Genomic DNA, 21178 nt, shown 5'->3' with positions numbered 1-21178 from the left:
CGGGTCCGCGGGGCAACGGGCCGCTCAGCGGTCCTGCTCACCCGGCAGCCCCATGAGGGCCACGAGTTCTGCGGCGGCGCGCTCCACGGTGTCGTTGACGACCGTGTGGTCGAACTCCGGTTGCGCCGCGAGTTCCAGTTTAGCCGTTTCCAGTCGGCGCTGCTGCTGCTCGGGGGTTTCGGTGCCCCGCCCCACGAGCCGGTGCACCATCTCCTCCCAGCTGGGGGGGGCGAGGAACACGAACTGCGCCTCGGGCATGGCCCGGCGCACGCTGCGCGCCCCCTGCAGGTCGATCTCCAGCAGCACGCTGCGGCCGGCGGCCAGCGCCTGCGCCACCTTGTGCCGGGGTGTCCCGTAGCGGTGCAGGTTGTGCACCACGGCCCACTCGAGGAGGTCGTTCTCCGCGATCATCCGGTCGAACTCGGCGTCGTCCACGAAGAAGTAGTGGACGCCGTCCACCTCCCCGGGGCGCGGGGCGCGGGTGGTGGCCGAGACCGAGAGCCACACCTGCGGGTAGTGGTCCCGCACGTAGGTGGACACCGTGCCCTTGCCCACGGCCGTGGGGCCGGCCAGAACGGTCACGGTGGGGGACGGGGACACGGGTACCTCCAAGAGTGCGGCGACGGCGGGATCGTCCGTCACTGTATCAACAGCGGCACCGCGCCCCGGCCGGGGGCTCAGCGGTCCAGGTGCTCCACGAGGGCGCGGCGCTGGTGCTGTCCGAGCCCCCGCACGCGACGGGTGGGGGCGATCCCGATCTGCTCCATGATCGCCGCGGAGCGCACCTTGCCGATCCCCGGGGTCGCCTCGAGCAGCTCGGTGACCTTGAGGCGGCTCACCGCCTCGTCGTCCTCGCCCCGGCGCAGCACCTCCGCCACGGTCAGGGAACCGTCCCGCAACCCCTTCTTGACCTCCGCGCGCGCCGTGCGCGCCGCGGTGGCCTTCTCACGTGCGCGTGCCCGCTCGTCGTCCGTCAACGGCCGCAATGCCATGTCCGCTCTCCTCCTGGTAGCCCTGCGGCTCTGCCGCACGCCACGAAAGGGGGTCGGTGCGCGGGAGCCTCAGCACGAAAGTACCCGACGGGTTTGCCCCCGTAAACACGATGACCGCCCCCTGACGAGCGCCGTCACGCGGCCGTCAGGGGGCGTCACCGGCCGGGCTCAGGCCCGGGAGAGCCGGGCCGCGAGCTCCTCCCGGGAGCGGTCCATGGCGTCTCGCAGCGAGCGCACGTCCGGGCCGTGGGACAGCACGTCGCGCGAGGAGTTGGCCAGCACTGTGGGCCTGACGTGCTCGAACACCCGCGCCACGGCCGCGGCGTCCGCGCCCTGGGCCCCGTACCCGGGAGCCAGGATCGGCCCGTTGAGCCCGCGCAGGTCGATCTCCAGCCGCTCGAGGGCCTCCCCCACGGTCGCACCGATGACGGCGCCGCACGAGCCCAGTCCCGCCGATTCGGAGGACGTCACGATTTGGTCACGATTGGCTTCGTGACGGCCCGCACCCGCACGGAACCCGTCGGGGGACGACGCCGCCGGGGCCGCGTCCCGCGGTCGCGTCCCGTTCTCCCGGGCGACCGCCGCGAGGATCTCCCCGGCCACGGAGTCGGTGCCGCCCACGTGCTGCACGCTCGCGCCCTCGGGATTGGACGTCAGGGCGAGCACGAAGGTGCCGCGCCCCGTCCGGGCCGCCAGCTCCAGCGCCGGGCGCAGCGACTCGAAGCCCAGGTACGGGCTCAGGGTCACGGCGTCCGCGGCCAGCGGGGAGTCGTCGGAGAGCCACGCCGAGGCGTACGCGGCCATGGTGGAGCCGATGTCCCCGCGCTTGGCGTCGGCGATGCTCAGCACGCCCGCCGCCGCGGCCTCCCGCAGCGTCCGCTCGAGCACGGCGAAGCCCGCCGAGCCGTAGGCCTCGAACAGCGCGACCTGCGGCTTGACCGCCGCCGCGTGCCCCGCGGCGGCCTCCACCGTGCGCAGCGCGAACGTCTCCAGGCCCTGCGCGGTGGCGGGCAGCGCCCAGGCGTCCAGCAGTCCCGGGTGGGGGTCGATCCCTACGCACAGCGGTCCCAGCTCGCGCATGGCCCGTCCCAGGCGCGCACCGAACGGTTCGCGCGCGCCGGCGTTGCGCGACCCGCCGCGCTCCGGGTCACCGGGCACTGGGTCACCGGGCACCGAGGGCGCGCGGTGGGAGGGTGGCGTCGCCCGCGTCCCGGCCGCGGCGGCGTCGTCCGGGCCCGCCGCCCCGTGACGGCCGTGGCAGGACTCAGGCACCCCGGGCCTCCTGGGCGGCGCGCTCGCGCAGGGTCTGCTCGTGCTCCTGGAGGGAGGTCACGGACCACGAGTACTGCCGCTGCGCCGTGATGGCCTGCAGCGCGGCACCGAGCTCCGAGACGGTGGTCATGGTGGGCACGCCCACGGACGTGGCCGCCGCGCGGATCTGGTAGCCGTCGCCGCGCGCCGCCTGTCCGCCGGAGGGGGTGTTGAAGATCAGGTCGATCTTCCCGTCCGTGATCAGGTCCGCGACCGTGGGCTCGTCGCCCTCGGCGTCGGCGATCTTCGCGACCACCGTGGACTCGATGCCGTTGCGGTGCAGCACCTGCGCGGTGCCTCCCGTGGAGACGATCTCGAAGCCCAGGTCCGCGAACATCTTGACCGGGATCACCGCGGAGCGCTTGTCCTTGTTCGCCACCGAGACGAACAGCGAGCCGGATGTGGGCAGCGGACCGCCCGCGGCGGCCTGCGCCTTGGCGAACGCGGTGTCGAAGTACTTGTCCACGCCCATGACCTCGCCCGTGGAGCGCATCTCGGGACCCAGCAGGGAGTCCACCACGGTGCCCTCGGGGGTGCGGAACCGCGCGAACGGCAGCACGACCTCCTTGACCGCGGTGGGTGTGCCCTCCGGCAGTGTGGTGCCGTCGTGGTGCGCGGGCAGCACGCCGTGGGCGCGCAGCTCGGCCACCGTGCGGCCCACGCCGATCAGCGCCGCGGCCTTGGCCAGCTGCACCCCCGTGGCCTTGGACACGAACGGCACGGTGCGGGAGGCACGGGGGTTGGCCTCGATCACGTAGAGCACGTCCGAGGCGAGCGCGAACTGCAGGTTGATCAGGCCCTTCACGCCCACGCCGCGCGCAATGGCCTCCGTGGCCGCGCGCACGCGCTCGACGACGTCCGGGGCCAGCGTGATGGGCGGCAGCACGCACGCGGAGTCGCCGGAGTGGATCCCGGCCTCCTCGATGTGCTCCATGATCCCGCCCACGTAGCAGTCCTTGCCGTCGAACAGGGCGTCCACGTCGATCTCGATGGCGTCCTCGAGGAACTTGTCGATCAGCGCCGGGCGGCTGGGGCTGACCTCGGTGGCGTTCTCCAGGTAGGTCTTCAGGGAGGCCTCGTCGTAGACGATCTCCATGCCGCGGCCACCCAGCACGTACGAGGGGCGCACGAGCACGGGGTAGCCGATCTCGTGGGCGATCCGGCTGGCCTGCGCGAAGTCGTGGGCCGTGCCGTTCTTGGGCTGGCGCAGCCCGGCCTCGGTGAGCACGCGCGCGAACTCGCCCCGGTCCTCCGCGAGGTCGATGGCCTCCGGGCTGGTGCCCAGGATGGGAACACCGGCGGCCTTGAGGTCCGCCGCGAGCTTGAGCGGGGTCTGCCCGCCGAGCTGCACGAACACGCCAAGCAGCCCACCGGTCCGGCGCTCCGCCGCCACGACCTCCATGACGTCCTCGAACGTCAGCGGCTCGAAGTACAGCCGGGTGGAGATGTCGTAGTCGGTGGAAACCGTCTCCGGGTTGCAGTTGAGCATCACGGTCTCGTACCCGGCCTCGCGCAGCACCATGGAGGTGTGCACGCACGAGTAGTCGAACTCGATGCCCTGCCCGATCCGGTTGGGTCCGGAGCCCAGGATCAGCACCGAGGGCTTCTCGTGCGGGGCCACCTCCGACTCCCGGTCGTACGAGGAGTAGTGGTACGGGGTGAACGCCTCGAACTCCGCCGCGCACGTGTCCACGGTCTTGTAGACCGGACGGATGTCCAGGGCGTGGCGGACCCCGCGCACCACGGACTCGTCCAGGTGCACGAGCTCCCCGATCTGCGCGTCCGAGAAGCCGTGGCGCTTGGCCTCCCGCAGGGTCTCCGGGTGCAGGTCCGGGTCCTCACGGATCAGCTCCGCGGTCTCGTTGAGCAGCTGGATCTGGTCCAGGAACCACGGGTCGATCGCCGTGGCCTCGAAGACCTGCTCCACCGTGGCGCCGGCCAGCAGCGCGCGCTGCACGTTGCGCAGCCGCTCGGTGGTGGTCTCGCGGCACTTCTCCACCAGCCGGGCCACGGTGTTGGGCCCGGGCTCCACGGCGGGGCGCGCGAAGCTGAAGGCGGAGCCCTTCTGCTCGAGCGATCGCATGGCCTTCTGCAGCGCCTCCGTGAAGTTGCGCCCGATCGCCATGGCCTCGCCCACGGACTTCATGGTGGTGGTCAGCGTGGGATCCGCGGCCGGGAACTTCTCGAACGCGAAGCGCGGGACCTTGACCACCACGTAGTCCAGCGTGGGCTCGAAGCTCGCCGGGGTCTTGCGCGTGATGTCGTTGGGGATCTCGTCCAGCGTGTAGCCCAGGGACAGCTTCGTAGCGATCTTCGCGATCGGGAAGCCCGTGGCCTTGGACGCGAGCGCCGAGGACCGGGAGACGCGTGGGTTCATCTCAATCACCACGATGCGCCCGGTGGCGGGCTCCACCGCGAACTGGATGTTGCACCCGCCGGTGTCCACGCCCACCTCGCGGATCACAGCGATGGCGATGTCCCGCATTCGCTGGTACTCGCGGTCGGTCAGGGTCAGCGCGGGGGCCACCGTGACGGAGTCCCCGGTGTGCACGCCCACGGGGTCCACGTTCTCGATGGAGCACACGACCACCACGTTGTCCTTGGCGTCGCGCATCATCTCCAGCTCGTACTCCTTCCAGCCCAGGATGGACTCCTCCAGGAGCACCTCCGAGGTGGGTGAGTACTGGATGCCGGCGCCGGCGATGCGGTGCAGGTCCGTCTCGTTGTACGCGAGCCCCGAGCCCAGCCCGCCCATGGTGAAGGACGGGCGGACCACCATGGGGTAGCCCAGCTGCTCGGCGGCGGCGAGCGCCTCGTCCATCGAGTGGACGATGACGCTGCGCGCGGACTCGGCGCCGCAGCGCTCGACGACGCCCTTGAACGCCTCGCGGTCCTCGCCCAGGTTGATCGCGGCCACGTCCGCGCCGATGAGCTCCACGCCGTACCTCTCCAGGGCGCCGTTGGCGTCCAGGGCGAGCGCGGTGTTCAGCGCGGTCTGCCCGCCCAGGGTGGGCAGGACGGCGTCGGGGCGTTCCTTGGCGATGATCTTCTCGACCGTCTCCGGGGTGATGGGCTCCACGTAGGTGGCGTCCGCGAACTCGGGGTCGGTCATGATCGTGGCCGGGTTGGAGTTGACCAGGATCACGCGCAGGCCCTCGTCCTTGAGCACGCGCAGGGCCTGGGTGCCGGAGTAGTCGAACTCCGCGGCCTGCCCGATCACGATGGGTCCGGAGCCGATCACCAGGACGCTGTTGAGGTCTTGCCTGCGGGGCATCAGTTGTCTCCTGCTTCCGGTCCGCGGTCCTGGCCGGCGCGGTCCATCATGTCGGTAAAGCGGTCGAAGAGGTACGCGGAGTCGTGCGGCCCGGCGGCGGCCTCGGGGTGGTACTGCACGGAGAACGCGGGGATGTCCTCGCAGCGCAACCCCTCCACGACGTCGTCGTTGAGCCCCACGTGGGACACGGAGACGCGCCCGTAGCGTTGCTCGGGTGCGATGACGGTCTCCCCCACGGGTGCGTCCACCGCGAAGCCGTGGTTCTGGGAGGTGATCTCCACGGTGCCGGTGGCGAGGTCCTTGACGGGCTGGTTGATGCCGCGGTGGCCGAAGGTCAGCTTGTAGGTGCCGAAGCCCAGGGCGCGGCCCAGCAGCTGGTTGCCGAAGCAGATCCCGAAGAACGGGATCCGGGCGTCCAGCACCTCGCGCAGCGTGGCCACCTGCTCGTCCGCGGTGGCGGGATCGCCCGGGCCGTTGGAGTAGAACACGCCGTCCGGGCGCAGCTGCCGGATCTGCTCGAACGTGGTGTCCGCGGGCACCACGTGCACGCGCATCCCGCGCTCGGCCAGCCGCTGCGGGGTCATGGCCTTGACGCCGAGGTCCACGGCCACCACGGTGTGCTTCACGGGCCCGTCCCAGCCGTGCTCGGCGGGCTCCACGGTGTAGGGCTCGTTCGTGCTGACCTGCGCGGCGAGCGCCTGCCCGGCCATCGCGGGCTGCTCCGTGACGCGCCGGACGAGCTCGGGAACGGGCCGTGCGGCATCGTCGCCCGCGAAGATCCCGGCGCGCATCGCGCCCCTGTCCCGCAGGTGGCGGGTCAGGGCGCGGGTGTCCACGCCCCGGATGCCGGTGACGCCCTGCGCGGCCAGCTCCTCGTCCAGGGTGCGCTCGCTGCGCCAGCTGGACGGCCGGCGCGCGGGGTCACGGACCACGAAGCCGTTGACCCAGATCCTGCGGGACTCCATGTCTTCGGTGTTCACACCGGTGTTGCCGATGTGCGGGGCCGTCTGGATCACGATCTGCCCCGCGTAGGAGGGGTCCGTCAGGGTCTCCTGGTAGCCGGTCATCCCGGTGGCGAAGACCGCCTCGCCGAAGGCCGTGCCGGGGGCACCCCAGGCGCGGCCCTCGAACACCGTGCCGTCCTCGAGGACCATGACGGCCGGTTGGATCCGTGGTGAGTTCACGGTGAACTCCTTTCGTTGCGCGTGCTGGGAGGGCCGGCGCGGCGCCTCCCGGGTCACAGTTCTCAGGCGCCCAGCAGGGCCGACGCCGCGTCCTCCAGTTCGTGCGATCCCTCACCGCTGCGGGCGCGGAAGCCGGTGTCCACCCGGGTGTCCCCGAGGTCCCAGGTGAACACCACGAGCCCGTCGCGCTCCACGAACTTGCCCACCATTCCGGAGGCGGTGGACACGCCCCGCAGCTCGGCCCGGGGGATGAACACGTCCGGGGCGCCCTGGCGGTTGAGGAACACGCCGTCCGGGGCCACCACGGCCTCGGCGTTCGTGCGCACCCCCAGCCCGTGGCGGGCGATCCGCTCCAGCGGCTGGTCGGCGTAGGTGGTCACCACGTACATGCCCTCCACCCGTACGGTCGCCCGCTGCATCAGGTCCTGGGGGGCGTGGGGCAGCTCGGCCACACCGGACTGCCGCCGCACCCGGCCGCGCCACCCCCACCACAGCAGCGCGAAGAGCAGCACCACGATCAGGGCGGTCAGCAGGGTGGGCAGGAGCTTGTCGGACATCGGCACCAGAACCTTTCGGGTGGGGAGGGGTCAGCGGCCCAGGGGTGTGGCGAGCTCGCCGTCACGCACCACGGGGTGGCCTCGGTAGAAGGTGGCCCGGACGCTTCCGGGCAGGGTCATGCCGCGGTACGGGCTGTTGCGGCCCTTGGACGCGTGGGTGGCCGGGTCCACGGGCGTGGCCCCGGCGGGGTCCCACAGCACGAGGTTCGCCACGGAGCCGGGCCGCAGCGGCTGCCCCTGGTCCGTGAGACCCAGGATCCCGGCGGGACGGTGGGACATGATCTGCGCCACCCGGTCCCACCCGATCAGCCCGGTGTCCACGAGCGAGAGCTGCACCACGGACAGCGCGGTCTCCAGACCGGTCATGCCGTGGGCGGCGCAGCTCCACTCGCACTCCTTGTCCTCCGCGGTGTGCGGGGCGTGGTCCGTGCCCACCACGTCGATCGTGCCCTCGGCCACCGCACGGCGCAGGGCCTGCACGTCCGCGTCCGTGCGCAGCGGCGGGTTGACCTTGTAGACGGGGTCGAAGGTGCGCACCAGCTCGTCCGTGAGCATCAGGTGGTGCGGGGTGACCTCGGCCGTGACGTACACCCCGCGGGACTTCGCCCACCGCACGATCTCCACGGAGCCCTCGGTGGAGAGGTGGCAGATGTGCAGCCGGGACCCCACGTGCTGGGCCAGCAGCACGTCGCGGGCGATGATCGCCTCCTCCGCCACCGCGGGCCACCCGGTGAGCCCGAGGTCCGCGGACACGGCCCCCTCGTTCATCTGGGCGCCCTCGGTCAGGCGGGGCTCCTGGGCGTGCTGGGCGATGATCCCGTCGAACGCCTTGACGTACTCGAGCGCCCGGCGCATCAAGACGGGGTCGTGCACGCACTTGCCGTCGTCGGAGAACATCCGCACCGCCGCGCGGGACTCGGCCATGGCGCGGATCTCCGACAGCCGCGTGCCCTCCAGGCCCACGGTCACCGCTCCCACGGGGTGGACGTCGGTCCACCCGGCGTCCCGGCCCAGCTGCCAGACCTGCTCCACCACACCGGCGGTGTCCGCCACGGGGTTCGAGTTGGCCATTGCGAACACCGCGGTGAAGCCTCCCCTGGCCGCGGCCCGGGTGCCGGTCTGCACGGTCTCGGCGTCCTCCCGGCCCGGTTCCCGCAGGTGGGTGTGCATGTCCACCAGCCCGGGCAGGGCGATCAGCCCGGAGGCGTCGATCACCTCGGCGTCCTCGGGGACCTGCAGGGATCCGGGGGCGCCCACCGCGGTGACGGTGCCGTCCGTGACGAGCAGGTCCGCGGGGTCACCGCCCTCGGGGCGGGCATTGCCGATCAGGTAGCAGCTCATGGGGACCTCAGTTCTCGCTCGGGTTCGGGGAGCTCTCGTCGCCGGAGAGCAGCAGGAACAGCACGGCCATCCGCACGGACACGCCGTTGGCCACCTGCTCCAGCACGGTGGAGCGCGGGGAGTCCGCGGCCTCGGAGGAGATCTCCAGCCCGCGGTTCATGGGGCCCGGGTGCATGAACACGGTGGGCGCGCCCACGGCCTCCAGCCGCTGCACGCGCTGGGCGGTCAGCCCCCAGCCGCGCGTGTACTCGGCCTCGCTGGGGAAGAAGGCGGCGTTCATGCGCTCGCGCTGCAGGCGCAGCATCATCACGGCGTCCGGCGCCTCGGACAGCACGGCGTCGAGGTCGTAGCTCACCTCGCACGGCCAGTTGTCCGTGGCCACGGGCACGAGGGTGGGCGGGGCCACCAGCGTCACGCGTGCCCCGAGGGTCGTGAGCAGCCACACGTTGGAGCGGGCCACGCGCGAGTGCAGCACGTCCCCCACGATCACCACGTGCATGCCCTCCAGGTCCATGCCGGTGCTCGCCACCCCGGTGGCGCGGGACCGGACCCGGCGCAGGGTCATGGCGTCGAGCAGCGCCTGGGTGGGGTGCGCGTGCTTGCCGTCCCCGGCGTTGACCACCGCGGCGTCGATCCACCCGGAGTCCGCGAGCTGCTGCGGGGCCCCGGAGGAGGGGTGGCGGATCACCACGGCGTCCGCGCTCATGGCCATCAGCGTCTGGGCGGTGTCCTTCAGCGACTCGCCCTTGGACACCGAGGAGCCCTTGGCGGAGAAGTTGATCACGTCCGCGCTGAGCCGCTTCGCGGCGGTCTCGAAGGAGATCCGGGTGCGGGTGGAGTCCTCGAAGAACAGGTTCACCACGGTGCGCCCGCGCAGCGCGGGCAGCTTCTTGACCGCGCGGGAGGACACGGCGGCCATCTGGTCCGCGGTGTCCAGGATCTGCACCGCGTCCGCGTGGCTCAGCTCGGAGGTGCTCAGCAGGTGCTTCACGCGCGCTCACCCGCCTGTCCGGACCGGGACGACGACGCCGCGCGCCCGGGTGAGCGGGCGACGTCGGGGTCCGAGGCCACGGGGGCGTCGATGACCACGCAGTCCTCGTGACCGGCGGCGCGCGGTTCGGGGTCGGACTCGCGCAGCAGCACCCGCACCTTCTCCTGCGAGGACGTGGGCAGGTTCTTGCCCACGTGGTCCGCGCGGATGGGCAGCTCGCGGTGGCCGCGGTCCACGAGCACCGCGAGGCGCACGACGTCGGGGCGGCCCACGTCCACGAGGGCGTCCAGTGCGGCGCGGATGGTGCGGCCCGAGAACAGGACGTCGTCCACGAGCACCACCGTGCGGCCGTCGATCCCGGACTCGGGGAGCAGCGTGGGCTGCGGGGTGCGGGCCGGGTTCCGGCGCAGGTCGTCCCGGTACATGGTGATGTCCAGCTGCCCGGTCGAGGCCGCGGCGCGGAACCCGGGGTCGATCTGCTCGAGCCGGGCGGCCAGGCGCCGGGCGAGCGGGTATCCCCTGCGGGCGATGCCCAGCAGGACGAGGTTCTCGGGGCCCTTGTTGGACTCGAGGATCTCGTGGGCGATCCGGGACAGGGCGCGATCGATGTCGGCTGTCGAGAGGATCACGCGGGAGGTGGTGGTCCCCGGCGAGGTCTCGGCGTGTTCGGGCACGCTCACGTGCCGCCTCCTTCCCCGCCTCACGGGACGGAATTTAAAGGGTGCGATCGGTTCTCGAAGCTACCACACGCAGAACCCCGGCCCGTGGGTCGCACGAACCGGGGTCGCGGTCTCAGTCGTCCAGCAGCGAGGGCTTGACCTTCTGCAGCCGCCCGAGCAGACCGTTGACGAATCGCGGGGAGTCGTCCGTGGACAGCTGCTTGGTGACGGACACGGCCTCCGCGACGGCCACGCCGTCCGGGATCTCGTCGTTATAGAGCAGCTCCCACGCGCCCACGCGCAGGGCGTTGCGGTCCACGGCGGGCATCCGGTTCAGCGCCCAGCCCTGGGAGTAGGTCTCCAGGAACTCGTCGATGTCCTCGCGGCGGGCATCCACGCCCTCGAGGATGTCCACGGTGTACGGGTTGATCGGCGAGGACGAGTTCTCGCGCCGTCGCACCAGGGCGTCCCGGACGGACTCGTTGCGCTGCTCGGCCTCGAACAGGATCTCCACGGCGCGGATGCGCGCCTTGCTCCGTGCGCCGCTCACTCGTTGACGCGTCCCAGGTAGTCGCCGGTGCGCGTGTCCACCTTGACCCTGGTGCCCTGCTCGAGGAACAGCGGAACCTGGATCTGGTAGCCGGTCTCCACGGTGGCGGGCTTGGTGCCGCCGGTGGAGCGGTCGCCCTGCAGGCCGGGCTCGGTGTAGGTGATCTCCAGCACCACCGACGGCGGCATCTCGATGTACAGCGGCGCCCCCTCGTGGATGGCCACGGTCACGTTCTGGTTCTCCAGCATGAAGTTCGCGGCGTCCCCCACCACGACGCTCGGCACCGTGATCTGGTCGTACGTGGAGTTGTCCATGAAGACGTAGTCCTCGCCGTCCTGGTACAGGTACTGGTACTCGCTGCGGTCCACCGTGGCGGTCTCGATCTTGGCACCGGCATTGAACGTCTTGTCCACCACCTTGCCGCTGGTCACGTTGCGCAGCTTGGTGCGCACGAACGCGCCGCCCTTGCCGGGCTTGACGTGCTGGAACTCGATGGTCTGCCAGAGGTTGCCGTCGAGCTTGAGGATGGTGCCGTTCTTGATGTCGTTGCTGGTTGCCACGGTGTCACTTTCTCGTCGGGTACGTCGCCGCACTGGGTCCGGCTCGTGGAGCCGGACCAGTCTACCGCGTGCGGCCGGATCCCCCGTTGCCGGGGTGCGGGCCCCGCAGGGGGCCGCGTGTCAGTCGGCGATCTCCTGGTAGCACGCGAAGAGGATGGCCGGGTCCGGGACCTCCATGATCCGCGGCGCGGCGATCCGGTCCAGGACCACGAAGCGCAGCAGGTTCCCGCGGGTCTTCTTGTCCCGCTTCATCACCTCGAGCAGCCGCGGCCACTGGTCCGCCCGGTAGCTCACGGGCAGCCCCAGGGAGGTGAGGATCTCGCGGTGCCGGGTGACGACGTCGTCGGACAGGGTCCCTGCCGCACGGCCGAGCTCCGCGGCGAAGACCATGCCCACCGAGATCGCCGCGCCGTGGCGCCACTGGTAGCGCTCGTTGTGCTCGATCGCGTGGCCCAGCGTGTGGCCGTAGTTGAGGTGTTCGCGCCGCCCGGACTCCCTGAGGTCCGCGGAGACCACCTCGGCCTTGACGCGCACGCTGCGCTCCACGAGCTCGCGCACCACGGCGGAGGAGCTGTCGCGGACCTCGGCGGGGTGCTCCTGGGTCAGCGTGAGGATCCCGGGGTCCGCGATGAACCCGCACTTGACCACCTCGGCCATCCCGGTCAGCAGCTCGTTCTCCGGCAGGGTGGCCAGGGAGTCCAGGTCGCACACCACCGCGGCCGGCGGGTGGAACGCGCCCACCAGGTTCTTGCCCTCCGCGGTGTTGATCCCGGTCTTCCCGCCCACGGCGGCGTCCACCATGCCCAGCAGGGTGGTGGGCAGGTGGAGCACCCGGACACCGCGCAGCCACGTGGCCGCCACGAAGCCCGCGAGGTCCGAGACCGCGCCGCCGCCCACGGAGACCACGGCGTCCGTGCGCGTGAAGTCGGACTGGCCCATGATCTGCCAGCAGAACGCCGCGACCTCCACGCGCTTGCCCTCCTCGGCGTCCGGGATCTCGGCCACGAAGCTCTGGATCCCGGCGGCGCGCAGGTTCTCCTGCACCACGTCCCCGGTGGTGCGCAGCGCGCGGGGGTGGATGATGAGCACCTTTTTCACGCGCTCCCCCAGCAGCTCGGGGACGCGGCCCAGCAGGCCGTTGCCCACCAGGACGTCGTACCGGTTCTCGGGGGTGGCCCCGCGGACGGGGATCACGGTCTCGTTCATGCGGTGCGGTCCTTTCGGTGCCCCGGGACGGCGGGTGCGCCCAGTGCGTCGTAGAGCTCTCGTGCCAGCTGCCGGACGGTGCGCGGGGCGCGGCCGTCGAGGGTGATGGTGGCCAGTCGTTCGAAGGTGTCACGACGCTCGGCCATGATCTGCGCCCACCGGGTCTCGGGGTCCGGCTGCAGCAGGGGACGGGTGGTGTTGCCGCGGATGCGCGGGCGCACGGTTGCCAGGTCCACGTCCACGTACGCCACGGTGCGCCCCGCGAGCAGGGGTTGCACGAGCGGTGACATGGGCGCGCCCCCGCCCAGGGAGATCACGGCGTGGGCGTTGCGGGGGTCATCCAGCAGCTCGGCCACGGTCTGCGCCTCGATCCGGCGGAACTCGGCCTCCCCCCGGGTGCGGAACAGCTCGGGGATCGGCCCGTGCCGGGACTCGATCACCCGGTCCGTGTCCACGTGGTCGAAGCCGTAGCGCGAGGCCATGTGCTGCGCCACGCGGGACTTGCCCGCGGCCATGGGTCCGATCAGCACCACGGGCAGGGGCGCCCCCGTCATGAGCGGTCCCCGCGCACCTCGTCCAGGGCGGCCAGGGCCGCGGGGTCCGCGAGCTCGGCGGAGGTGCGCAGCGCCTCGGGGATCGCCGCGAGGTAGGAGTCCCTGTTCCGCACGAGCTCGGCCACGGAGTCGCCACCGAACTTCTCCAGCGCGACCTCCGCGAGCACGAGGGCCACCATCGCCTCGGCCACCACACCCGCGGCGGGCACCGCGCACACGTCCGAGCGCTGGTGGTGGGCCCGGGCGGGCTCGCCCGTGGCCACGTCCACCGTGTGCAGGGAGCGCGGCACGGTGGCAATGGGTTTCATGGCCGCACGCACCCGCAGCAGGTCCCCGGTGGACATGCCGCCCTCGATCCCGCCGGCGCGGTTGCTCACGCGGTGCACCGAGCCGTCCGCGCGCAGGGTCTCGTCGTGGGCCTGCGAGCCGGGCCGGGCGGCGGTGCGGAACCCGTCCCCCACCTCCACGCCCTTGATCGCCTGGATGCCCATCAGGGCACCGGCGAGTCGCGAGTCCAGGCGCCGGTCCCAGTGCACGTAGGAGCCGAGCCCCGGGGGCATCCCCTCGGCCAGCACCTCGACGACGCCACCGAGGGTCTCCCCCGCCTTGTGCGCCTCGTCCACGGCGGCCACCATGGCGGCGGACGTGGCGGCGTCGAAGCACCGCAGCGGGTCCGCGTCGAGCGCGGCGACGTCGTCCGGGCCGGGCAGGGCCGCGCGGTCGGGGACGGTGACCTCGGCGACGGCGGTGGTGTGCGAGACCAGGCGGATGCCCAGTGCCGCGAGCAGCTGCGCCGCCACGACTCCCAGGGCCACCCGGGTGGCGGTCTCGCGCGCGGAGGCGCGCTCGAGCACCGGTCGGGCCTCGTCGAAACCGTACTTCTGCATGCCCGTGAGGTCCGCGTGCCCGGGACGCGGGCGGGTGAGCGGCGCGTTGCGGGCGCGGCCCTGCAGCACCTGCGGGTCCACGGGGTCCGAGCTCATCACGTCCTGCCACTTGGGCCACTCGGTGTTGGCGATCTCGAGGGCCACGGGCCCGCCCTGCGTGAGACCGTGCCGGACCCCGCCCAGGATGCGCACGCGATCCTGCTCGAACTTCATCCGCGCCCCGCGGCCGTAGCCGAGCCGGCGGCGCGCGAGCGCGTCCTGGATCATGGCGGTGGTCAGTTCCACGCCGGCGGGCACGCCCTCGATGATCCCCACCAGGGCCTCGCCGTGGGATTCCCCGGCCGTGAGCCAACGCAACATACGAGTCTCCAGTTCTTCGGGGGGATCGCGCGGATCCCCCGTGGTCGTGTTCCCGCCCGGTCAGGGACCGGGTGGGACCGGTTCGGCGTGCCCGGTCCGCCGGGGGGCCGCTCGGCGTGGCCGCCGGTTCACGGGGCGAGTAGCGCCGCCTGGGCCCCCCGGACCCGCGCGGGGACGCCGCGCTCGGGGCGCTGGACCGCACGGCACATGGCGGCCGTGACGTGGTCCTCACCCGGCAGCGCCGCGGTGGGCTCGCCGTTGACGAACCACCGCACCTGGTCCACCGCCTGGAAGATCAGCATATCGACACCCGGTGCGATCGCGCCTCCGGCCCGCTGCCAGGACGCCGCGATCCGTGACGGCCACGGATCGTAGGCGACGTCCAGGAGCACGCCGCCCACCGAGGGGCGCAGGGCATCCCACTGCTCGGCCAGCTCGTCCGCTCCCCGGGGCGGCAGGGTCACCACCGCGACGTCCGCGGTGCCCAGCAGTGCGGCCGCCTGGGACCACGGCCGGACCCGCACCGTGGTCCCGACGGCGTCGGCCACGCGGTGCAGGCTGCGCGCCCGTTCGGGTGACCGCACCACCACGTCCACCGCGGGGGCGCCGAGACCGTGCAGGGCGGCCACCGCGGCGCCGGCCGTGGCACCGCCCCCGAGGACCACCGCGCTCGGCGCGCCGGGGACCTGCCCCGCGACGGTCAGCGCGGACATGATGCCCATGACGTCGGTGTTGGCCGCGACCACCGAGCCGTCCGCCCGTCGCGTGAGCGTGTTGGCCGCACCCAGCGCGCGCACCAGCGGCGTGGTCTCGTCGGCGTCCCGGGCGGCCAGCGGCTTCAGCGGCATGGTCACCGAGAAACCGCTCCAGCCGCCCGAGGCCCGGGCCGCGGACCAGAACGCGCCCCACTCCCGCTCGGTCACGTCCCGCCGGGTGTACTCGGCGCGCAGTCCGAGCGTCTCGTGGGCCGCCGCGTGGAGCACCGGGGACAGCGAGTGCCCCACCGGGTGCCCCAGCACGGCGGCGCGCAGCACCGGGCCGGTCACCGCGGGCACGTCACGAGCACTTGCCCTCGTGGTCCGAGCACCACTGGTTGTACTGCGCCACGTACTTCTGGTGCTCCTCGTACGTCTTGGCGAACTTGGTCTCGCCGGAGTCCAGGTTCACCGTGACCCAGTAGTAGTAGTCGTTCTTCTCGGGCTTGGCGGCGGCCGCGATGGCGTCGTCGCTCGGGGAGCCGATGGGGCCCACGGGCAGTCCGGGATTCGCGTACGTGTTGTACGGGTTGGACTTGTCCTTCTTCTCCTCGTCCGTGAGGTGCACGGTCTTGGTGCCCAGGCCGTAGGTGACGGAGGCGTCCGACTGGATGAACCCGCTCGTCTCGCCCTCGGGGTTGTTCATGCGGTTCTCGATCGCGCCGGCCACGGACGGGTAGTTCTTGGGCGTGCCCTCGAACTCCACGATGGAGCCGATGGTGAGCACGTCGAACCACTTGTCCTCGGGAACCTCGTTGCGCGTGAGCGTGTCCTTGGTGCGGTCCACCATGTCCTGGAGCACCTGCTCCGCGGTGGCGTCCAGGGGGAAGCGGTACTCCCCCGGGTGCAGCCAGCCCTCGAGGTTGGGGAACGCATCGGGGACGCCGAACTTCGCCCGGTCCTCGGAGAGCTTCTCGAACTCGGACTTGGCGATTCCGGTGGCCCCGCTGAGCGTGGTGAAGGTGTCGTCCAGGCGCTGGGTCTTGGGGATGGCGGCGTAGTGCGTGGCCTCGCCCTTGTCCATCATGGTGTTGATGACGTCCTCGGAGCGCATCCTGGTCTTGAGCCGGTAGTCCCCGGGCTGGATGAAGTCCTCGGGGTAGCGCTCCTGGAAGGAGGAGACGAAGTAGGACGCGTTCGCCACGATGTCCTTGGCCTGCAGGTCCTGGGCGATCTGACCGGTGGTGCTGCCGTCCGCCACGGAGAAGTTGACGTCCTGGTCCCCGGAGCCGTGGTAGTCCTTGCGCTCGAACAGCCCGAGCGCGGAGCCCAGCACCGCCACGACCACGAGCAGGGCCGCGACGAACAGCGCGACGGCCGTGGCCATGGACGCACGCGAGCGCACCCGGTGGCGCTTGCGCTGCTCGGGGGTCACGTCGTGGTGCTCGAACGAACCGTCCAGCGGCGAGTGGGAGCCCTCGTCCGAGGTGTTCGACAACGTCAGCACATCGTCAGTGGACCGGTGCTGGGGGTGTTCCCCGCCGGTGCCGTGGCCGCGCGGCTCATCGCTCACGAATTGTCTCCGTCCGCCGTTCTGGTGGTCTCTGGTGCGCCGGTCTCCCGGCCGGGGTGCGGGGCACGGCTCAGCCGGCTACGCACGGTCCGGCACCGGTTCGCCGGGTTCCGCACCGGTCCGCGTGCCCTGGTCCACCGCGGTCTGCAGGAACGTCACGGCCGCGGCCTGGTCGACCCTGTCCATGTGGTGGCGTCGGGACACCCCGGAGTCCAGCAGTGACCGGTGCGCGGTCACCGTGGACAGTCGCTCGTCCACCAGGCGCACCTGAGTGGTGCACCCCCGTGAGCCTAGCCGACGAACCAGGGTCGCGGCGTAATCACGGGCCATGCGCGTGGACGGGTTCTCGGCCCCGTCGAGGCTGCGCGGCAGACCCACGTACACCGCGGTGACCTCGCGCTCCACGCACAGCTTGGTGATGATCTTCACGTCGAAGGCCTTGCGGGGGTCCTTGTCCCGCGCGAGGGTCTGGTGGGGTGTGGCCAGGACGCAGTCGGGGTCGGTCAGGGCGATGCCCACCCTGACCGACCCGACATCCACGCCCATGCGCACGCCCCGCTCGAACGTCTCGGGCATCAGCCCGCCGTGCTCGAGATCTGGCGGCGGACGGCCGCCAGCGCATCGGGGATCCTGGCCGGGTCGGAGCCACCGCCCTGTGCGACGTCGGGCTTGCCGCCCCCGCCGCCGCCGAGGGTGGACGCGGCGGTGCGCACGAGCTGCCCGGCGGCGAGGCCGGCGGCCCGGGCGGCGTCGTTGACGGCGACGACGACGAGCGGGCGGGCGTTGGCCACGCCCGTCACCGCCGCGACGGCCGCCGCGGAGCCCAGGCGCGAGCGCAGGTCCAGGGCCAGGGTGCGCAGGGCGTCCGCGGAGTCGATCTCCCCGGCGTCGTGGAGCACGGCGGTGACCGTGCCCACCCGCTCGGCGTTCTGCGCGAGCTGCCCGGCCTGGGCCTGCAGCTGCTGCTGCCGCAGCGCGGTGAGCTGCCGCTCCGTCTCCTTGAGCTTGTCGAGGGTCGCGGACAGCCGCTCCGGCAGCTCGGCGCTGGACTGCACCTTGAGCATCCCGGTGAGCTGGTTCACCAGGGTGCGCTCCGCGGCGAGGTGGTTGAACGAGTTCAGGCCCACGAGCGCTTCCACGCGCCGGTTGCCCGAGCCCACGGACTGCTCGGAGACCAGCGAGAGGGAGCCGAGCTGGGAGGTGGATCCCACGTGGGTGCCGCCGCACAGCTCACGGGACCACGGGCCGTTCATCTCCACCACGCGCACCTGCTCCCCGTACTTCTCGCCGAACAGGGACATGGCGCCGAGCTGCCTGGCCTCGGCCAGCGGCATCTCCCGGGTGACCACCTCGAAGTCGTCGCGGATGGCCGTGTTGGCGATCTGCTCGATTTCCTGCAGCTGTGCCGGGGTCACGGCCTCGCCGTGGGAGAAGTCGAAGCGCAGGTAGCCCTCCTTGTTGAAGGAGCCGCGCTGGACCGCGTCCGGGCCCAGGACGTCGTGCAGCGCGGCGTGCACCACGTGCGTGCCGGAGTGCGCGGCCTCGCCGTCGTGGCGCCGGCGGGAGTCCACGCGGGCCATGACCTCGTCCCCCACGACCACCTGGCCGGTGGCGACCGTGGCCTTGTGGACGGACAGTCCCTTGACGGGCTGCTGCACGTCCTCCACGCTCAGGCGCAACCCGGCCGCGGAGTCGATGACCCCGACGTCCGCGGCCTGGCCACCGGACTCGGCGTAGAACGGCGTGCGCTCGAGCACGATCTCCACGTGCTCGCCCTCGCTCGCGGCGGGGACCGAGACGCCGTCGGAGAGGATGGCCCGCACCGTGGTGGGCGTGACCAGCTCGGTGTAGCCCGTGAACTCGGTGGCGTGGTCGTCGAGCATGCGGCGCAGCTCGGAGAGGTCCGCCAGGGCGCCCTTCTTGGCGCGGGCGTCCTCCTGGGCGCGGTGGCGCTGCTCCGCCATGAGCTCGCGGAACGCCTTCTCGTCCACGGCCACCCCGGCCTCGCCGGCCATCTCGAGGGTGAGGTCGATCGGGAAGCCGAAGGTGTCGTGCAACGCGAACGCGTCCGCCCCACTCAGGGCGCGCTTCTCGCCCTTGGCGAGGTCCACGGCGTGCTCCAGGCGCGTGGTCCCGGACTCGATGGTCTTCAGGAACGCCCGCTCCTCGGCGTAGGCGATCCGGGAGATCCGCTCGAAGTCCTTCTCGACCACGGGGTAGACGCCCTTCATGGCGTCCCGGGACTCGGGCAGCAGCACGGGCAGGCACGGCTGCATCACGCCCAGCAGCCGCATGGCCCGCACCGCGCGGCGCAGCAGCCGCCGCAGGATGTACCCGCGGCCCTCGTTGCCGGGGGTCACGCCGTCGGCGATGAGCATCAGGGACGAGCGGACGTGGTCGGCGACCACCCGCATGCGGACGTCGTCCTCGTAGCCCTCCTCCCCGGCCTTCTCGGAACCGCGGTAGGCGCGGCCGGAGAGCTTTGCGGCGGCGTCCAGCACCGGGCGCACCTGGTCGGTCTCGTAGAAGTTCTCCACGCCCTGCAGCAGCATGGCCAGGCGCTCCACGCCCAGACCGGTGTCGATGTTCTGCTGGGGCAGGTCCCCGAGGATCTCGTAGTCCTTGCCGGTGCCCTCGCCGCGCTGGTACTGCATGAACACGAGGTTCCAGATCTCGATGTAGCGGTCGTCGTCGACCGCCGGGCCGCCGTCCTGGCCGTAGCGGGGCCCGCGGTCGTAGAAGATCTCGGAGTCGGGACCGGCGGGGCCGGGCTGTCCCGTGTCCCAGTAGTTCTCGTCCCGCCCCATGCGCTGGATGCGCTCGGCGGGCAGACCCACGGTGTCGTGCCACAGGTCGTAGGACTCCTGGTCGCCCTCGTAGACCGTGACCCACAGCCGCTGCGGGTCCAGCCCGAAGCCGCCCTCGGAAGGGGCGCTCGTGAGCAGCTCCCACGCCATCGGGATCGCCTGGGACTTGAAGTAGTCGCCGAAGGAGAAGTTGCCGGCCATCTGGAAGAACGTGCCGTGCCTCGCGGTCTTGCCCACCTCGTCGATGTCGAGGGTGCGGATGCACTTCTGCACGGAGGTCGCGCGCCGGTACGGGGGCGTCTCCTGGCCCAGGAAGTACGGGATGAACGGCACCATGCCGGCAATGGTGAACATGGCTCCGGGCTGCTGCGACACCAGGGACGCCGAGGGCACCACGTGGTGTCCCCTGGCCTCGAAGTAGCTCAGCCAGCGCTGGGTGATCTCATGAGAGAGCATTACCGCTCGTTTCCTTCCGAAGGGTCGTGATCGATGACTCGGCGCCGGGGGTCCTCCGGGCCGGAGGCGGAACCGTGGGACGTGACGGAGTGCCACGGAACGCCCGCCGGGGGCACGGCGGAGTCGCCGGGGTCCGGGTGGTTGGCGGTGTGGTCCACGGGTGTGCGGACCCCGAACTGCTCGCGCAGCTGGGCCTCCCGTTCGTCCATCCCCGTGCGGACGCGCGCGGCGAACGCGCCGAACCGGCGCGCGGTGGAACGCAGGGTCGCCACGGCGCCGGAGCGCGGGCGGTGCGCGACGTCCCCGTTCGCGGTGCGCGCCACCGCGGTGGATTCCGGGGCGCCCTGCACCGCTCGCCCGATCGCCTCCCGGGCGGCGGGATCCGAGGCGACCCGCGTGGCCGCTCCGCCCACGAGGGCGCCGGCCGCGAGCAGCGCCAGCTTGGACCACATTCCCATGCTCAGCTCCTGCCGTCCGTGGGTCGACCGTCGGACCCGGTCGCGGGCCCGCGCGCGGTGTCCGCCGCGTGGGGGTGCGACGACGCCGCACTACCCGTGTCCTCACGGGCCGCCCGCGGTCGTCCCGGTTCCTGACGCGGTGCCTCGGCTCCGGGTGACGTGGAGCCCGCGCCCGTGCCCTCGGCACCGGACGACGCGTCGTCGGCGGGGCGGGCACCGGCGCTGCCCTGCTGCGGGCTGAAGGCCCGGCGCAGACCGTGGGAGAAGGACGCCACCTTGATCAGCGGCTGCCCCACGGTGGAGGCGACCAGCGAGGACAGGGCCGAGACGTTCGCGGAGGCGTCGGAGACGTTCGAGGTGATGCCGTCCACCTTCTCCAGCTGCGTGTTGGTGGTGCTCACGGTCCGGGTGACCTCGTCGATCAGGGGCGTGGTTCCGTCGTTGATGGACCGGATGGTCAGCCGCAGCTCGTCGAACACACGGCCGAGCTTCACGATGGGCAGTGCGAGCAGACCCACGAGCACCGCGAACACGAGTGCGGCGAGCAATCCGGCAAGATCTCCACCGTCCATGGATGACCACTTCTCCGTTCGTGGGTCGTTGTGGGGGTGTCGGTGCGGAAGCACCGACCGAAGCGCAACTCTACCCAACATCCCGGGTGACGCGGAGAATCCGGGTGCGCCGAGGGACAGGGTGGTGCCGGGAACGCGAACAGCCCGCGGGGTGAACCGCGGGCTGTTCGGGCGCCGTCCGGCGAGGGACG

At 72.0% G+C, this 21178-nt stretch carries 19 protein-coding genes and 1 pseudogene; all 20 read right to left on the bottom strand.

From position 1 onward, the window contains the following. Positions 1 to 24 precede the first annotated feature (24 nt). Positions 25 to 600: a guanylate kinase gene (gmk, locus tag C1C97_RS01410; RefSeq protein WP_110920473.1), complete on the bottom strand. Its 576-nt coding sequence runs from the start codon at positions 598 to 600 to the stop codon at positions 25 to 27. 77 nt (positions 601 to 677) lie between these two features. After that, the gene (gene mihF, locus C1C97_RS01405) at positions 678 to 992 is read right to left on the bottom strand and encodes an integration host factor, actinobacterial type (protein ID WP_110920467.1); all 315 of its coding nucleotides are present in this window, start codon (positions 990 to 992) and stop codon (positions 678 to 680) included. A gap of 168 nt (positions 993 to 1160) precedes the next feature. Continuing rightward, positions 1161 to 2150: an orotidine-5'-phosphate decarboxylase gene (gene pyrF / locus C1C97_RS01400; protein ID WP_407657254.1), complete on the bottom strand. Its 990-nt coding sequence runs from the start codon at positions 2148 to 2150 to the stop codon at positions 1161 to 1163. Positions 2151 to 2256: 106 nt separating this feature from the next. Next, positions 2257 to 5577, bottom strand: coding sequence for a carbamoyl-phosphate synthase large subunit (carB, locus tag C1C97_RS01395; protein WP_121029784.1), 3321 nt, complete (start codon positions 5575 to 5577; stop codon positions 2257 to 2259). Beyond that, positions 5577 to 6761 (bottom strand): glutamine-hydrolyzing carbamoyl-phosphate synthase small subunit, encoded by a 1185-nt coding sequence (gene carA, locus C1C97_RS01390; RefSeq protein ID WP_121029783.1) that lies wholly within the window; start codon positions 6759 to 6761, stop codon positions 5577 to 5579. The genes carB and carA overlap by 1 nt, the downstream gene beginning before the upstream one ends. A gap of 62 nt (positions 6762 to 6823) precedes the next feature. Next, a complete protein-coding gene (locus C1C97_RS01385; protein ID WP_110920470.1) occupies positions 6824 to 7318 on the bottom strand; it encodes a PH-like domain-containing protein in 495 nt (164 codons plus the stop codon). A 30-nt stretch (positions 7319 to 7348) separates the two neighbouring features. Then, complete coding sequence (locus tag C1C97_RS01380; protein ID WP_121029782.1) at positions 7349 to 8659, bottom strand: dihydroorotase; 1311 nt, start codon at positions 8657 to 8659, stop codon at positions 7349 to 7351. A gap of 7 nt (positions 8660 to 8666) precedes the next feature. Then, the gene (locus C1C97_RS01375) at positions 8667 to 9650 is read right to left on the bottom strand and encodes an aspartate carbamoyltransferase catalytic subunit (RefSeq protein WP_121029781.1); all 984 of its coding nucleotides are present in this window, start codon (positions 9648 to 9650) and stop codon (positions 8667 to 8669) included. Beyond that, positions 9647 to 10330, bottom strand: coding sequence for a bifunctional pyr operon transcriptional regulator/uracil phosphoribosyltransferase PyrR (pyrR, locus tag C1C97_RS01370; protein ID WP_121029780.1), 684 nt, complete (start codon positions 10328 to 10330; stop codon positions 9647 to 9649). Before pyrR ends, C1C97_RS01375 begins: the two co-directional genes overlap by 4 nt. Before the next feature lie 112 nt (positions 10331 to 10442). Continuing rightward, positions 10443 to 10859: a transcription antitermination factor NusB gene (gene nusB, locus C1C97_RS01365; protein WP_110919841.1), complete on the bottom strand. Its 417-nt coding sequence runs from the start codon at positions 10857 to 10859 to the stop codon at positions 10443 to 10445. Further along, a complete protein-coding gene (gene efp, locus C1C97_RS01360) occupies positions 10856 to 11419 on the bottom strand; it encodes an elongation factor P (protein WP_110919840.1) in 564 nt (187 codons plus the stop codon). Before efp ends, nusB begins: the two co-directional genes overlap by 4 nt. A 120-nt stretch (positions 11420 to 11539) precedes the next feature. Continuing rightward, positions 11540 to 12625, bottom strand: a complete 1086-nt coding sequence (gene aroB, locus C1C97_RS01355) for a 3-dehydroquinate synthase (protein WP_121029779.1) — start codon at positions 12623 to 12625, stop codon at positions 11540 to 11542. Next, a complete protein-coding gene (locus C1C97_RS01350) occupies positions 12622 to 13179 on the bottom strand; it encodes a shikimate kinase (protein WP_110919838.1) in 558 nt (185 codons plus the stop codon). The genes aroB and C1C97_RS01350 overlap by 4 nt, the downstream gene beginning before the upstream one ends. Continuing rightward, a complete protein-coding gene (gene aroC, locus C1C97_RS01345; RefSeq protein ID WP_121029778.1) occupies positions 13176 to 14426 on the bottom strand; it encodes a chorismate synthase in 1251 nt (416 codons plus the stop codon). The genes C1C97_RS01350 and aroC overlap by 4 nt, the downstream gene beginning before the upstream one ends. A 128-nt stretch (positions 14427 to 14554) precedes the next feature. Then, positions 14555 to 15481 (bottom strand): shikimate dehydrogenase family protein, encoded by a 927-nt coding sequence (locus C1C97_RS01340; protein ID WP_233542653.1) that lies wholly within the window; start codon positions 15479 to 15481, stop codon positions 14555 to 14557. A gap of 1 nt (position 15482) precedes the next feature. Continuing rightward, positions 15483 to 16628 carry an endolytic transglycosylase MltG gene (gene mltG, locus C1C97_RS01335; protein WP_233542652.1) on the bottom strand — a complete coding sequence of 382 codons (1146 nt, stop codon included), beginning with the start codon at positions 16626 to 16628 and terminating at the stop codon, positions 15483 to 15485. Positions 16629 to 16772: 144 nt separating this feature from the next. Continuing rightward, entirely contained in the window at positions 16773 to 17270 is a 498-nt protein-coding gene (ruvX, locus tag C1C97_RS01330; protein ID WP_121029776.1) for a Holliday junction resolvase RuvX, read from the bottom strand. Beyond that, positions 17270 to 19957, bottom strand: a complete 2688-nt coding sequence (gene alaS, locus C1C97_RS01325; RefSeq protein WP_121029775.1) for an alanine--tRNA ligase — start codon at positions 19955 to 19957, stop codon at positions 17270 to 17272. Before alaS ends, ruvX begins: the two co-directional genes overlap by 1 nt. Beyond that, on the bottom strand, positions 19957 to 20415 hold the full coding sequence (locus tag C1C97_RS01320) for a hypothetical protein (RefSeq protein WP_121029774.1): 459 nt from the start codon (positions 20413 to 20415) through the stop codon (positions 19957 to 19959). The genes alaS and C1C97_RS01320 overlap by 1 nt, the downstream gene beginning before the upstream one ends. A 235-nt stretch (positions 20416 to 20650) precedes the next feature. Then, positions 20651 to 20987 (bottom strand): annotated as a pseudogene (locus C1C97_RS01315) (DUF948 domain-containing protein); the annotation flags it as partial. Positions 20988 to 21178: the final 191 nt, after the last annotated feature.

This window comes from Kocuria tytonis, from assembly GCF_003226895.2.
GTDB lineage: Bacteria > Actinomycetota > Actinomycetes > Actinomycetales > Micrococcaceae > Kocuria > Kocuria tytonis.
This window is presented reverse-complemented; position numbering and strand designations above follow the sequence as displayed.

Excerpts from the sequence above, each read along its gene's own strand:
- C1C97_RS01380 (WP_121029782.1), bottom strand. The coding sequence starts at position 8,659 with ATGAGCTGCTACCTGATCGGCAATGCCCGCCCCGAGGGCGGTGACCCC.
- aroC (WP_121029778.1), bottom strand. The coding sequence starts at position 14,426 with ATGTTGCGTTGGCTCACGGCCGGGGAATCCCACGGCGAGGCCCTGGTG.
- C1C97_RS01320 (WP_121029774.1), bottom strand. The coding sequence starts at position 20,415 with ATGGGAATGTGGTCCAAGCTGGCGCTGCTCGCGGCCGGCGCCCTCGTG.
- ruvX (WP_121029776.1), bottom strand. The coding sequence starts at position 17,270 with ATGCCCGAGACGTTCGAGCGGGGCGTGCGCATGGGCGTGGATGTCGGG.
- C1C97_RS01350 (WP_110919838.1), bottom strand. The coding sequence starts at position 13,179 with ATGACGGGGGCGCCCCTGCCCGTGGTGCTGATCGGACCCATGGCCGCG.
- C1C97_RS01385 (WP_110920470.1), bottom strand. The coding sequence starts at position 7,318 with ATGTCCGACAAGCTCCTGCCCACCCTGCTGACCGCCCTGATCGTGGTG.
- carB (WP_121029784.1), bottom strand. The coding sequence starts at position 5,577 with ATGCCCCGCAGGCAAGACCTCAACAGCGTCCTGGTGATCGGCTCCGGA.
- aroB (WP_121029779.1), bottom strand. The coding sequence starts at position 12,625 with ATGAACGAGACCGTGATCCCCGTCCGCGGGGCCACCCCCGAGAACCGG.
- alaS (WP_121029775.1), bottom strand. The coding sequence starts at position 19,957 with ATGCTCTCTCATGAGATCACCCAGCGCTGGCTGAGCTACTTCGAGGCC.
- mihF (WP_110920467.1), bottom strand. The coding sequence starts at position 992 with ATGGCATTGCGGCCGTTGACGGACGACGAGCGGGCACGCGCACGTGAG.